We start from the raw sequence: 12,957 nt of genomic DNA, 5'->3' as shown, positions 1-12,957 counted from the left end.
AGAGTCACCGTAGCCGGTCGACGGGCCGGCTGCCGAACCGACGGGCAGGAGGGGGATGCGGGCGCGGGCTCCCCCCGGCCGGCCGTCGGATAGGGTCGTCGGGTGCAGATCCGACGGAACATCCTCCTGTGACGGCCGCCAGGATCCACCTCGTGCGACACGGCGAGGTCGACAACCCCGACGGCATCCTCTACGGCCGGCTCCCCGGCTTCGGCCTCACGGCCCTCGGCCGGCGCATGGCCGAGGCCGCAGCGGAGCACGTCGTGGCGGAGGGCCGCGAGGTCGGCCTCCTCCGCACGTCGCCCCTGCAGCGCGCGCTCGAGTCGACCGCGCCCCTGGCGGAGGCGCTCGGGCTCGAGCCGGAGCGAAGGGATGGCCTGATCGAGGCCTCCAGCCGGCTCGAGGGCGGCCGCTTCGACGTGAGCCTCAGCATCCTCGCGAAGCCGGCGGCGTGGCGCTACCTCGTGAACCCGCTCCGTCCCAGCTGGGGCGAGCCGTTCACCCGGGTCGCCGCGCGCATGCGCGCCGAGCTCGCCGCAGCGGCCGCGGACGCGCCGGACGGCACCGACGCGGTCCTCGTCGGCCACCAGCTGCCCATCTGGATGGCGCACCGCAGCGTCACCGGCAAGCCGCTGTTCCACGACCCGCGGAAGCGCCGGTGCGCGCTGTCGAGCATCACCTCGTTCGAGCCGACCGCCGACGGGTTCCGCGAGGTCGGCTACTGGGCGCCGTCGCCCGGCCTGCTGGCCGCGTCCACGGACACCGGCGCGGTCTGACGCCGCGGTCCGGCTCCTCGGGCTGCGCGGCTACGCGGCCGTCGCCGGGTCGCCCTGCGGCAGCCCGTGCCGCCAGCTGCGGCCCTGCGCGGCCTTGACGGCGCAGATCACGAGCAGGACCCACCCCCACTCCACGAGCGTCACGCTCTCGGCGAGGGACGCGACGACCAGGACGACGAGGACCAGCGCGGTCCAGACGTAGCCCACGCCGCGCTTCGTGGTGGCCAGCACCCAGGATCGCCCCAGCGCGAGGGCGCAGAAGGCGGCGAACAGCGCGAGCCCGACGAGTCCCGCCTGCAGGTAGAGGTCGAGGTAGGCGCTCCGGCCGGTCTCCTGCGCGCCGCGGCTCACGAGGTCGAGGGCCGTGTACGGGTACGCGTCGAGGCGCCAGTAGCCGACGAAGCCCCAGCCCTCGATCGTGTTGAGGTCGATGAGGCGCAGCATCTCCCGCCAGAGCGCCACGCGCTGGAGGTAGTCCGGACGCGCCTGCAGGATCTGCAGCACGGGGGAGCGGAACGCCACCACCAGCACCGCGACCACCGCCGCGAGGACCAGGGCGACGCTGTTGGCGAGCGGGCGGGCCTGCCGCGCGAGGTGCCGGAGGCCGAGGATGGCGAGGGCCGCGGCGGCCAGCACGAGGAACGTGCCGAGGATCACCGACGAGCGGGTGAGCGACGCCACGAGCAGCGCGACGACGAGCGAGCCGATGCCGCGGCCGCGGGGGACCGAGCGCGTCATCAGCTCGACCGCGAAGGTCACGGCGGCGACGAGGGCCAGGATCCCGAGGGCGTTGCGCTCCCCGAGCAGCCCCTGGATCGGTCCGAGGCGCTCGAGCGCGCCGCGGATCCCGAGGAACGGGATGGGGCCGTCGATGAGCAGCCCCGCGAGCACCTCGAGGGCGAGGGAGGAGACGAGCACCAGGCGCAGCACGTCGCCGGCCGCGCGCACGATCTGGATGAGGTCGCGGACGACGCCGACGTACACCGCGAGGAACGCGGAGACCGCGAGGTACAGCACGCCGCCGACCGCGTCTGGCTGGTAGGCCGTCCAGAGCAGGGTCGCGGCGCACCAGCCGACGAGGACCAGCAGGGAGATGGGGAGGAGGCCGCGCCACTCCCAGTCGCCGCCCTTGGCCGCGAGGGATCCCGCGGCCATGACGACCAGGGCGGCCACGACGGCGACGAGCCCGGCCCAGCCCATCGTCGCCCGGAGCGCGTGCGCGAGCACGGCCGTCCCGAGGATGCAGTGGGTGAGCGCGGCCGAGAAGCGCGCCGACCCGAGGAGGTCGGGCAGCCGCTGCGGCAGCGGGAGGCGGGCGGGGAGGGTCATGCGCCGCGGGTCACGGGCGGTCGGCGGTGCACCGGGCGGCCGCGGGGCTCAGGCGACGCCGGAGTCGACGGGCGCGGCGGGGGTGACGGGTCCCGCGGGCGCGGGGGGCGTCGGCGTCGGCGCGCCGGCGCGCCGTCGGGAGTCGACCGGACCCGGCACGTCCTCGCGCTCGACCATGCCGGACCGGGTGGCCACCGCGATGACCACCAGCAGGAGCCAGTTGCCCTCGTAGAGGAGGCGGCTCTCGGCGAGGCTCTGCACGACCAGGGCGGTCATCAGCAGCAGCGGCGCGAGGGCGAGCACGGAGTACGGCTCCACGCGGTCGCGGCGGTGCTGCGGCCGGTCGATGGCGGCCCACCAGGAGCGGACGTAGGTGGTGACGATGAAGCAGGCGAAGACCAGGAGGCCGACGGCCCCGACCTGCAGGAGCACGTCGAGGTAGGCGTCGTGCGCCTGGAGGTAGGTGACGCCGCTGCGGACGGCGAGGCCCTGGAACGGGTGCACCCAGGGCGCCCAGTAGCCGATCCAGCCCCAGCCGAACACGGGATGCTGCTGGGCGAGGCCGAGGACCGACTCCCAGATCTGGAACCGGCCCGTGAGGTCGGGCGAGCGTCCGAGCAGCTCGAAGACCTCGGCCGTGCGGGTGGCGACGACGCCCGCGCCGACCACCGCGGCGACGGCCACGCCCGCCGCGAGCACGAGCCTGCCGCGGAGGGCCACGCGGCGGGCGATGAGCGCGAGCACGGCGACGACGCCCGTCATGAGGAGCGCGACCAGGACGGTGGAGCTGCCGGTGAGCGTCAACGTGAGGAGCGCGATGAGGATCCACGCGCCCGCGTCGCGCCGGCGGACCGTGCGCGCCGCGTACTGCAGCGTGAAGACGATGAGGCCGAGCAGGGCGACCATCGCGAGCAGGTTCGCGTTGCCGACGACGCCCTGGATCCGGCCGCCGCTGAGGAGCTCGCCGCGGGTCCACGCGAAGGCCGCGGGCGCCCGCGGGCCGTAGTCGGTGAAGAACGGCATGATCGGCTGGCGCACCACGACGGCGATGAACAGCTCGAAGGCGAGCGACAGCCCGAGGATGATGCGGAACGCGCGGCCGAGGCCCTGCACGATCTCCGCCCACGAGAGCAGCACGATGAGCGTCAGCGCCGCGATGGTGGTGGACAGCTGGATGAGGACGCCGAGCGCCGACTCCGGCCGGTACTGCGACCACGCGACGGACAGCACGGCGAGGCCCGTGAACGCGAGGAGCGGGATGGGCACGACGCGCATGCGCGGCAGGGGCCGCGAGCGCACGAGCAGCGTGATGCAGGTGACCAGCACCGCGAACGCGATGGCGCCGAAGCCCCACCAGCTGAGGCTGTTGCGCCACATGTCGCCGGCGAACGTCGTGACGAGGACGAAGGTCGCGAAGCTCCGGAGGGCTCGGCGGCTGGCGGTGGGCATGCCCATCAGGGTATCCGTCCCCGGCTCCGCGTCCCGCCGCCTGAGGGAAGCGGGGGGAGACGCGGCCCGGTGCCCGGCGCGTCGTCCCCTCCGCTGTCCTTCAGACGAAGGCCGCGTGCCCCGTGATCGCGCGGCCCACGATGAGCGTGTTCATCTCGCGGGTGCCCTCGTAGGAGTAGATGGCCTCCGCATCCGCGAAGAAGCGGGCGACGTCGTAGTCGAGGACGATGCCGTTGCCGCCGAAGGCCTCGCGGCACCAGGACACGGTCTCGCGCATCCGGCTCGTGGCGTACGCCTTCGCGAGCGCCGAGTGCTCGTCCGACTGCGTGCCCTCGTCCACCATCTCGGAGGCGCGCGTGACGAGGCCGATGGACGCCGTGATGTTGCCGAGGCTGCGGACGAGGAGGTCCTGGATCAGCTGGTGCGCGCCGAGCGCCTTGCCGAACTGCTGGCGCTCGCCCGTGTAGGCGACGGCGGCCTCGTAGGCCCCGATCGAGATCCCGATGGCCGCCCAGGCGACCTCGGCGCGCGTGAGGCGCAGCACGGCCGCGGTGTCGGCGAAGGAGCGGGAGTTCTGCAGGCGGTTCCGCTCGGGCACGATGACGCCGTCGAGCTCGATGTCGGCGTTCTGCACGATGCGCAGCGCCTGCTTGTCCTCGATCCGGGTGGCGCGGAAGCCGGGGGAGTCGTTCGGGACGAGGAAGCCCTTCACCTGGCCGTCGTCCGCGTCCTTGGCCCAGATGACCGTGACGTCGCTGATGGTGCCGTTGCCGATCCAGCGCTTGGCGCCCGTGATGCTCCACTCGTCGCCGCGGCGGGTCGCGATCGTGCGGAGGCCCCGGGCGGAGTCGGATCCGGACAGCGGCTCGGTGAGCCCGAACGACCCGAGGATCTCGCCGGACGCGAAGCGCGGCAGCCACTCGGCGCGCTGCTCGGGGGACCCGGCGACGGCGACGCTGCCCATCACCAGGCCGCTCTGCATGCCGACGAGGGTCGCGATGCTCGCGTCGACGCGGCCGAGCTCGAGCGCGGCCCAGCCGCGGAAGACGGCCGAGTTCTCGAAGGGGCGGGTCTCCGGGAACGGCATGCCGAAGAAGCCGCGCTCGGCGAGGCCGCCGACCACGTGGCGGGGGAACTCGGCCCGCGCCCACCAGCCGTTCACGTGCGGGCGAACCTCCTGCTCGAGGTAGGCGCGGAGGTCGGCGAGGGACTCCTTCTCCCTGTCGCCGAGCCGGGACTCGTAGCCGTAGAAGTCGCCGATGAGGGGGGTGAGGGACACGATGCTCCGTTGCGGTTCGTCGGCGCCCTCGGGGACGGACGCCTGCGGGCGAGCCTAGGTCGGCGCCGGGCGACGTGCCCATCGGTTGGTACTTTGGTCGCGTCCGGACAGGACGCGCGCCCTCGGGCGTTGTAGGTAGCCGCCAAGCCCGACAGGATCAGCCGTGTTCACTGCCCTCGCCAACACCCCCCGCGACTACGCCTGGGGGTCGACGACCGCCATCGCCGAGCTGCTCGGCCGCGAGCCGTCGGGAGGGCCGGAGGCCGAGCTGTGGCTCGGCGCGCACGACGGGTCGCCCACGCGCGTCGTGGATCCTGGGACCGCCGGCGGCGCGACGACGCTCGCCGAGTGGATCCGGCGGGACCCCGCGACCACGCTCGGCCCGCTCGCCGACGGCCTCCGCCCGGGCGACGGTCCCGGCCTCCCGTTCCTCCTCAAGGTGCTCGCCGCCGGCGGCCCGCTGTCGCTGCAGGCGCACCCCGACCTGCACCGGGCCCGCCGCGGATTCCGCGACGAGGAGGAGCGCGGGATCCCGATCGACGCGCCGCACCGCAACTACAAGGACCCGCTGCACAAGCCCGAGCTCGTCTACGCGCTGAGCGACGAGTTCCACGCGCTGTGCGGCTTCCGTCCGCTCGCCGAGGTGCGGCAGGTCTTCACGCTGCTGCTGACGCTCGACGCGTCGGGGCCCGACTCCGACCCGGCCGTCATCCGCTCCGTCCTCACGCGCCTCACCGGCTCCGAGGCCGACGTCCTGCGCGACGTCTTCGCCTTCCTCATGGGCGGCGGATCCGAGGTGCGCCGACTCGTCGACCGCGTCACCCTGCTGGCCCGCCTCGCCTCCGACCGCCAGTGCCGCGAGTTCTCGACCGAGATGCGCACCGTGCGCGAGCTCGCGGACGCGTACCCGGGCGACCCCGGCATCGTGACGTCGCTCCTCCTCAACCGCGTGACGCTCCGCCGGGGCGAGGCGCTCTACCTGCCCGCCGGCAACATCCACGCGTACCTGCACGGCCTCGGGATCGAGCTGATGGCCGCCTCCGACAACGTGCTCCGCGGCGGCCTCACGCCCAAGCACGTGGACGTGCCCGAGCTCCTCGACGTGCTCGAGTTCCAGGCGCTGCCCGTGCCGTACCTCGCGCCCGAGCACGCCGCGCCGGGCGTCGAGCTGTACCGGCCGGACGTGCCCGACTTCCTGCTCGCGCGCATCTCCCCGGCCACGCGCGACGTGGCCGGCGACGACCAGGGGGCGAGCGTCGTCGAGGTCGACGGGCCCGCCATCCTGCTGTGCACGTCCGGGGAGGTGACCCTCCGCGGCGAGGTCTCGTCGGTCGTCGTGGGCCGCGGCGACGCCGTCTTCGTCACGCCCGACGAGGGCCGTCTCGTCGTGACGGGCGAGGGAGAGGCGTTCCTCGCGACGACCCCCGCGCCCGCCCCTGCGGACCTCGACGCGTGACCGGGGGTCGGAGCGCCGTCGATAGGGTTGCCGCATGACATGGTTGGTCACCGGCGGCGCCGGCTACATCGGTTCGCACATCGTCTCCGCGTTCGCGCGCGCCGGCATCGACACGGTCGTGCTCGACGACCTCTCGAGCGGCCACGCGTCGTTCGTGCCGGACGGCGTGCCCTTCCACCGCGGATCCGTGCTCGACCGCGAGCTGCTCGCGAGCATCCTCGGCTCGGGCGACATCCGCGGCGTCGTGCACGTGGCCGGGTTCAAGTACGCCGGCGTGTCCGTCCAGCGCCCGCTGCACACCTACGAGCAGAACGTCACGGCCACCGCCGTCCTCCTGGAGGAGATGGAGCGCGCGGGCGTCGACAGCATCGTGTTCTCCTCCTCCGCGGCCGTGTACGGCACGACCGACGTCGACCTCGTCGACGAGCGGACCCCGAAGGCCCCGGAGTCGCCCTACGGCGAGTCCAAGCTCATCGGCGAGTGGCTCCTCCGCGACCAGGGGGTGGCGAAGGGCCTCCGTCACGCGTCGCTGCGGTACTTCAACGTCGTCGGATCCGGCGAGGAGGGCTACTTCGACACGAGCCCCCACAACCTGTTCCCGCTCGTCTTCGACGCGCTGCTCGACGGGCGGACGCCGCGCGTCTACGGCTCCGACTACCCGACGCCCGACGGCACGTGCGTCCGCGACTACATCCACGTCGTGGACCTCGCGGCGTCGCACGTGGCGGCCGCCCGCCGCCTCGAGGCGGGGGAGCCCGTCGAGCCCGTGTACTGCCTCGGCAGCGGCGCGGGTGTCAGCGTCCGCGAGATCATGACCGCGATCGCGTCGGCCACGGGGATCGACTTCGAGCCCGAGCTGCACGACCGCCGCCCCGGCGACCCGGCCCGCATCGTCGCGTCGGGCGAGCTCGCCGCGCGCGACATCGACTGGGCCATGCGGCACACGCTGGACGACATGGTCACGAGCGCCTGGGCCGCGCGTCAGGCCGGCACCGCGGCGTAGCGCCGACGGCGAGCGGCGGCGCGTCGCAACCCTCGAGGAGCGGCTGAGGGTTTACCCTCCGCAGCTTGACGGGAGCGAGTTACACCGGTGTAATTATGACGATGAGCTGGGGCCGGCCGGACGCCTCGGCCGCGTGGGGAGATCGTGACATGGCACTACCTGAGTACCACGCCGGAGTCCCCGACGACTGGTTCGTCGACCCCGTCCGACTCGGGGTCCCGGGCGTCCGCAGCGTCGACGACGGCAACCCGCTCGCCTGGCAGGCGGACTCGCTCTGCGCGCAGACCGACCCCGAGGCGTTCTTCCCCGAGAAGGGCGGATCCACCCGCGACGCCAAGAAGATCTGCGGGTCGTGCGAGGTGCGCAGCGAGTGCCTCGAGTACGCGCTCGAGAACGACGAGCGCTTCGGCATCTGGGGCGGCCTCTCCGAGCGCGAGCGCCGCAAGCTCCGCAAGCGCGCGGTCTGACCCCTGACCCGCGCGCCGCGTCCCCCGAGGCGCGGGCCTTCCGGCGCGCCGCCCGGCTGCGGCGGATCCCCACCACGCACCACGTAGGGTCTCCCCTGTCATGCAGCCACGAGTAACCGCGATCCTCGTCGCCCACGAGGGCGCGCAGTTCCTCGACCGGACCCTCCAGGCCCTCGCCGCGCAGACCCGGCGGCCCGACCAGGTGGTGGCGGTCGATCTCGGCTCCCGCGACGGATCCTCCGCGCTCCTCGCCGCGTCCGAGCCGACCCGCATGGTCCAGGCGCCCGCGCGCATGACCTTCGGGCAGGCCGTCGACCAGGCCGTCCGCGTCATCCCCGCGCCCGAGGGCGACCACGAGCTGCTCTGGCTGCTCTCCGCCGACAATGCCCCCGCGCCCGACGCGCTCGAGCGCCTGCTCGCCGCGATCGAGGCCTCGCCCAGCGTCGCGGTCGCCGGCCCGAAGCTCATGGAGTGGGAGCACCCCGGCTACATCCACGAGCTCGGCACCACGCTGACCACGCTCGGCGCGGCCGTGCCCGTCGTCGACGTGGAGCTCGACCAGGCGCAGTACGACGACATGAGCGACGTCCTCGGCGTCGCGGCGGGCGGCATGCTCGTGCGCCACCGCCTCTGGGACGAGCTCGGCGGGTTCGACGACGCGCTGCCCGTCATCGACGACGCGCTCGACCTCTGCGTGCGCGCCCGCCTCGCCGGCCACCGCGTCGTCGTCGTCCCGGCGGCGCGCGTCGCCTCCGCGGGGGACGCCGCGCCCGGCACGGCCTTCCTCGGCCGCCGTACGCCGCGGCACCGGCGCCGCCGCCTGCGTCGCCAGGCCCAGCTGCACCGCCGGCTCGCCTACGCGCCGCCGGCCGCTGTCCCCTTCCACTGGCTCTCGCTCGTGCCGCTCGCGATCCTGCGCGCCCTGCTGCAGCTGCTCCGCAAACGGCCCACCGCGGGCCCCGGTGAGATCGGGGCGGCCGTCCGCGTCGCCGTCGCGCCCGGGCGCATCCGTGCGAGCCGTCGTCGCCTGGCCGCCGTGCGCACGGCGCCGTGGTCGAGCATCGCGTCGCTGCGCCAACCGCTCGCGGTCGGCCGACGACGGCGGTCGCTCGCCCGCGAGCAGTACCGCGTCGAGCACATGGGCGTCTCCGACGGCGTCGAGTTCCTCGCCACGGGCGGCGGCTGGACCGTCCTCGCGGCGCTCCTCGTCGCCGCCGTCATGTGGCTGCCGCGCCTCACCGGATCCGCGCTCACGGGCGGGCAGCTCCTGCCGCTCGGCCCGAGCGCGGGCGCGCTCTGGGCGCAGGTGGGCATCGGCGTGCGCGGGGAGGGTGCCGGGCCCGTCGCGCCCTCCGACCCCTTCGCGTACGTGCTGGCCGTGCTCGGCAGCATCACCGCGTGGGAGCCGTCGCTCGCGGTCCTCGCCCTCTTCGTCGCCGCCCTGCCCCTCGCGGCGCTGGCCGCCTGGCTGTGCGCCGCCCAGCTCACGCGGAACGCGTGGCTCCGCGGGCTCGCCGCGCTCGCCTGGACGCTCGCGCCCACCTTCCTCGTCGCCCTCGGCGACGGCCGCCTGCCGGCGGTGCTCGCGCACCTGCTCCTGCCGTGGCTCGCGCTGGCGGTGCTGCGCGCGCCGCGCTCGTGGTCGGCATCGGCCGTGGCGGGGATCCTCATGGCCGCGGTCGGGGCGTCCGCGCCCTCGCTCGTACCCGCCCTCCTCGTCCTCTGGCTGGTCGCCACGATCCGCGCCGGCCGTCGCGCCGGACGCCTCGTGACGATCCCCGTGCCGCTCCTCGCGCTCGTCGCGCCGCTGGTCGCGTACCGCGTCCTGCAGGGGCAGCCGCTCGCCCTCCTCGCCGATCCCGCCGTCCCGGCCGCGTTCACGCCCGCCGCGGTCCCCGGCCTCGCGCTCGGCTTCCCGACCTCCGGCCTCGGCGGCTGGACCGCGTTCGTCGACGGCCTCGGCCTGGGGCTGCCCGGGTGGGTGCCGCTCGTCGTCGTCGCCGTGCTGGTCGCGCCGCTCGTGCTCGGCGCCGTGGCCGCCCTCTTCCTCCGCGGCTCGCACCGCGCCGCGCTCGCGCTGGGCGTGACGGTGCTCGGCTTCGCGACCGCCGTGCTCGCCGCCCGCGCCGCGGTGCAGTCGACGGGTGCCGACGTCGTCCCCGTGTGGCCGGGATCCGGCCTCAGCCTGCTCTGGCTCGGACTCGCGGGCGCGCTCGTCCTGGGCTTCGCGACGCTCGGCCGCCGCTCGGTCGCGCCCGGCCTGGCGGCCGCCGTGACGCTCGTGGTGCTCGCCCTCCCGCTCGTCTCGGCGTCGGTCGCCGGATCCACCGCCGTGCGCGCCTCCGAGGAGAGCGCGCTGCCGGGCCTCGTCGTCGCGGAGGCGGCCACGGATCCCGCCGTCGGCACGCTCGTGCTCCGCGCGGGGGACGACGGGTCGCTGGCCGCCGACGTCGAGCGCGGCGCGGGCCGCACGCTCGAGCAGGTCTCCACGGTCGACACCGCCATCGGGCCGCTCACCGACACGCAGACGCGCGTCGCCGAGCTGGCCGGCAACATCTCCTCCCGCTCCGGCCTCGACGCCACCGACGACCTCCGGGGCCTCGGCGTCAGCTACGTGCTCCTCGCGCCTCCCGCGGGTGCCGCCGACGCGGCCGTGCACGACCGCGCCCGGTCCGCCCTCGACGACGACCCCGTGTTCACGGCGGTCGGCCAGACCGAGGCTGGGCTGCTCTGGCGCTTCGTGGGCAGCGACGACCTCGCGGCGCAGGTGGCGGGGCCCGGCAACCTGGACGACGCGGGCCGCATCGGCGTGCTCGCGGCGCAGGCGCTCGTCTTCGCGCTCACGCTGCTGCTCGCGGTCCCGACCGGCGGCCTCGCCGCGCGGAGCCGCCCGCTGCCCGCCTACCGCGAGCCCGTGGTCGCTCCCGACGCTCGGCCCGCGGACGCGGACGAGCCGCGCCCCGAGCACGACGACCGCGGCACGCCCTCGTACCTCGACGAGCCCACGGGCCGCGCCGCGGAGGAGGCCGCGTTCGGCGACATCCCGCAGCCGGGGGAGCGCCGCGCCGGGGACGACGGCGACCCCGCCGAGCTCGCCGCCGACCGCGGCACCCCCGACGACGACCGCAGGAGGACAGATGGCCAGGCGTGACGCCGTGCGCATCGCGACGCGCGTGACCACCGGGATCGTCGGCGTCGCCGTGCTCGGGGTCGTCGTGACCGGCGCGCTCCTCCTCCCTCCCGCATCCGACGCGGGCACCGCCCCGTCCGTGCTCGTGACGCCCGTGGCGACCGACCAGCAGCGCGTCTGCACAGGGTCGCTGCTCCGACCGCCCGAGGCGGACGCGGGGTCGACCACGACCGCCGTCGCCGCCGGGAGCGCGGCCACGACGAGCGGGTCGGCGGCCGGCGGATCGGCGGCCGGCGGCCCCGGGGTGCGCACCTCGCGGATCCAGGCCCCCGACGTCCAGGGCGGGACGTCGACCGAGCCCTCGGTCCTCGCCGTCGCGGGCGACGTGGACGGCGCCCCGACCGACCTCGCCGGCGCCTCCTCCGAGATCGCCACCGGGTCCGACCTCGCGGGTCTCGCGGCGGCGTCGTGCGCCGAGGCCACCGCCGACTCCTGGCTGGTCGGCGGGGCCACCACGACGGGCCGCACCACCTTCGTCGTGCTCGACAACCCGTCCGGGGTCTCCTCCACGGTCGACCTCGCCATCTCGGGCGAGGAGGGCGCCGTGAGCGCGCCGGGCGCGAGCGGCATCAGCGTGCCGGCCGGCTCCCGCCGCGTGCTCAGCCTCGCCGGCCTCGCCCCGGACCTCGCGTCGCCCGCCGTGCACGTCCAGAGCCGCGGCGGCCAGGTCGTCGCTCGACTCGAGCAGAGCACCGTGCGCGGGCTCCTCGCCGGCGGCGTCGACTGGATCGGCCCGGCCGCCGCACCCGCCACCGCGCTCACCATGACCGGCCTCCGCATCGACTCGCAGGCCGCGCCCGCCGCGCCGGCCGCACCCGCCGAGGGCGAGGGCGCGCCCGCCGACGACGGCGGGTCGGCGCCCGGAGCGGGATCCGACCCCGGGACCGACCCCGACCGCGAGACGGCCGTGCGGATCCTCGTCCCGGGCTCCGACGACGCCGACGTGAGCGTGAGCGTCGCCCCCGAGGACGGCACGGACGGCACCGGCACGACCTTCACGGTGCAGGCCGACGCCGGGCGCACCACCGACCTGCCCGTCGCCGACCTCCCCGACGGCCGCTACTCCGTCACCGTGCAGAGCTCGGTGCGCGTGACCGCCGCCGTGCGCAGCGTGTCCGGGGCAGCGGAGGGCGGGGCGACCGACTTCGCCTGGCTGCCGTCCGCGGAGCCGCTCACGCGCGACGCGCTCGTGTCCGTGCCCGCCGGCCCGGCGCCGCTGCTGCACCTCCGGAACGCGGGGGACGCGGCCGCCTCCGTCACCGCGCGGCCCACCGACGGGTCCGAGCCGGTCGCGCTCGACGTGCCCGCCGGATCCGCCGCCTCGGTCGCCGTGACCGCGGGGCGCACCTACCTGCTCGAGGGGGCGGCGGGGCTCACGGCGACCGTGACCCTGGCCGAGCCCGGCCGGTCGGCGGCGCTGCCCGTCGTGCCGGTGCTGCCGGCCGCGGACCCGCTGCGCGTCCACCCCTGATCGCGCCGCGGGCTCCCGAGCGCCGCGGCGTGAACGCCTGTCGGGTGCGGGGGATCCGCGGCTAGTGCGGGTCGTACCTGTCGGGCGCGAGGTCCCATGGGTCCTTGTCGAGCAGCTCGGCGACCGCGCGGAAGACGCAGCCCTCCACCAGCGCACGCTGGTGGTGCTCGTCGTCCTCGTGCAGGTGCGCCAGGCGCTCGATGGGCAGGCGGTAGAAGATGACGCGGCGCTCGTCCGGCAGGACCGTCCAGCGGTCGATGCCGTCCCGCTCGCTGTTCTCGGCGGGCAGCGCGGCCACCTCGAACGACACGCGCGCGAGCTCGTCCGGCCAGAGGCCCCGCAGGTACTCGGCGGTGGACGCGACGATCTCGTCGAAGAGGTCGGCCCGCGTGCGGAGGACCGGCAGCTCCGGCCCGGTGACGGGGGAGCGGAGGCCGCGGCCGTGCCGATCCCGCCAGGATCCGCGGATGGAGACGTGGCCTCCCCGGCGGCGCGATCGTGGCATGCCCCGATCGTACCGCCCGGCGTCGGCGGTAG

At 75.5% G+C, this 12,957-nt stretch carries 10 protein-coding genes; 6 read left to right on the top strand and 4 right to left on the bottom strand.

Annotated elements, in window-relative coordinates:
- Nucleotides 1–152 precede the first annotated feature (152 nt).
- Nucleotides 153–776: a histidine phosphatase family protein gene (locus tag ACMT9T_RS05090; RefSeq protein WP_414744526.1), complete on the top strand. Its 624-nt coding sequence runs from the start codon at nucleotides 153–155 to the stop codon at nucleotides 774–776.
- 30 nt (nucleotides 777–806) lie between these two features.
- Here ACMT9T_RS05090 and ACMT9T_RS05085 read toward each other — a convergent pair whose 3' ends face one another.
- The 3 genes from ACMT9T_RS05085 to ACMT9T_RS05075 form a co-directional block, all read right to left on the bottom strand.
- Complete coding sequence (locus ACMT9T_RS05085) at nucleotides 807–2,105, bottom strand: exopolysaccharide biosynthesis protein (protein WP_414744525.1); 1,299 nt, start codon at nucleotides 2,103–2,105, stop codon at nucleotides 807–809.
- A 48-nt stretch (nucleotides 2,106–2,153) separates the two neighbouring features.
- Nucleotides 2,154–3,554 (bottom strand): O-antigen ligase family protein, encoded by a 1,401-nt coding sequence (locus ACMT9T_RS05080; RefSeq protein ID WP_414744524.1) that lies wholly within the window; start codon nucleotides 3,552–3,554, stop codon nucleotides 2,154–2,156.
- 100 nt (nucleotides 3,555–3,654) lie between these two features.
- Entirely contained in the window at nucleotides 3,655–4,833 is a 1,179-nt protein-coding gene (locus tag ACMT9T_RS05075) for an acyl-CoA dehydrogenase family protein (RefSeq protein WP_414744523.1), read from the bottom strand.
- A 163-nt stretch (nucleotides 4,834–4,996) separates the two neighbouring features.
- Here ACMT9T_RS05075 and manA point away from each other — a divergent pair, with 163 nt between their 5' ends.
- From manA to ACMT9T_RS05050, 5 genes are all read left to right on the top strand, one after another.
- A complete protein-coding gene (manA, locus tag ACMT9T_RS05070; RefSeq protein ID WP_414744522.1) occupies nucleotides 4,997–6,289 on the top strand; it encodes a mannose-6-phosphate isomerase, class I in 1,293 nt (430 codons plus the stop codon).
- Nucleotides 6,290–6,323: 34 nt separating this feature from the next.
- Nucleotides 6,324–7,292 carry a UDP-glucose 4-epimerase GalE gene (gene galE / locus ACMT9T_RS05065; protein ID WP_414744521.1) on the top strand — a complete coding sequence of 323 codons (969 nt, stop codon included), beginning with the start codon at nucleotides 6,324–6,326 and terminating at the stop codon, nucleotides 7,290–7,292.
- A 149-nt stretch (nucleotides 7,293–7,441) separates the two neighbouring features.
- Complete coding sequence (locus ACMT9T_RS05060; protein ID WP_012298082.1) at nucleotides 7,442–7,759, top strand: WhiB family transcriptional regulator; 318 nt, start codon at nucleotides 7,442–7,444, stop codon at nucleotides 7,757–7,759.
- A gap of 100 nt (nucleotides 7,760–7,859) precedes the next feature.
- Nucleotides 7,860–10,910, top strand: a complete 3,051-nt coding sequence (locus tag ACMT9T_RS05055; protein WP_414744520.1) for a glycosyltransferase — start codon at nucleotides 7,860–7,862, stop codon at nucleotides 10,908–10,910.
- On the top strand, nucleotides 10,897–12,420 hold the full coding sequence (locus tag ACMT9T_RS05050) for a DUF5719 family protein (RefSeq protein WP_414744519.1): 1,524 nt from the start codon (nucleotides 10,897–10,899) through the stop codon (nucleotides 12,418–12,420). The genes ACMT9T_RS05055 and ACMT9T_RS05050 overlap by 14 nt, the downstream gene beginning before the upstream one ends.
- Nucleotides 12,421–12,481: 61 nt before the next feature.
- Here the strand turns inward: ACMT9T_RS05050 and ACMT9T_RS05045 are convergent, their stop codons facing one another.
- Complete coding sequence (locus ACMT9T_RS05045) at nucleotides 12,482–12,925, bottom strand: metallopeptidase family protein (RefSeq protein ID WP_043669982.1); 444 nt, start codon at nucleotides 12,923–12,925, stop codon at nucleotides 12,482–12,484.
- Nucleotides 12,926–12,957: the final 32 nt, after the last annotated feature.

Source organism: Clavibacter vidaverae (assembly GCF_047529985.1).
GTDB lineage: Bacteria > Actinomycetota > Actinomycetes > Actinomycetales > Microbacteriaceae > Clavibacter > Clavibacter nebraskensis_A.
Note: the sequence above shows the minus strand (reverse complement) of the source record. Positions and strands in the feature narration are given on the sequence as shown.

What these genes read in the sequence shown, in the direction of transcription:
- ACMT9T_RS05085 (WP_414744525.1), bottom strand. Translation starts at nt 2,105, where the DNA reads ATGACCCTCCCCGCCCGCCTCCCGCTGCCGCAGCGGCTGCCCGACCTC.
- ACMT9T_RS05080 (WP_414744524.1), bottom strand. Translation starts at nt 3,554, where the DNA reads ATGCCCACCGCCAGCCGCCGAGCCCTCCGGAGCTTCGCGACCTTCGTC.
- galE (WP_414744521.1), top strand. Translation starts at nt 6,324, where the DNA reads ATGACATGGTTGGTCACCGGCGGCGCCGGCTACATCGGTTCGCACATC.
- ACMT9T_RS05060 (WP_012298082.1), top strand. Translation starts at nt 7,442, where the DNA reads ATGGCACTACCTGAGTACCACGCCGGAGTCCCCGACGACTGGTTCGTC.
- ACMT9T_RS05055 (WP_414744520.1), top strand. Translation starts at nt 7,860, where the DNA reads ATGCAGCCACGAGTAACCGCGATCCTCGTCGCCCACGAGGGCGCGCAG.
- ACMT9T_RS05050 (WP_414744519.1), top strand. Translation starts at nt 10,897, where the DNA reads ATGGCCAGGCGTGACGCCGTGCGCATCGCGACGCGCGTGACCACCGGG.
- ACMT9T_RS05045 (WP_043669982.1), bottom strand. Translation starts at nt 12,925, where the DNA reads ATGCCACGATCGCGCCGCCGGGGAGGCCACGTCTCCATCCGCGGATCC.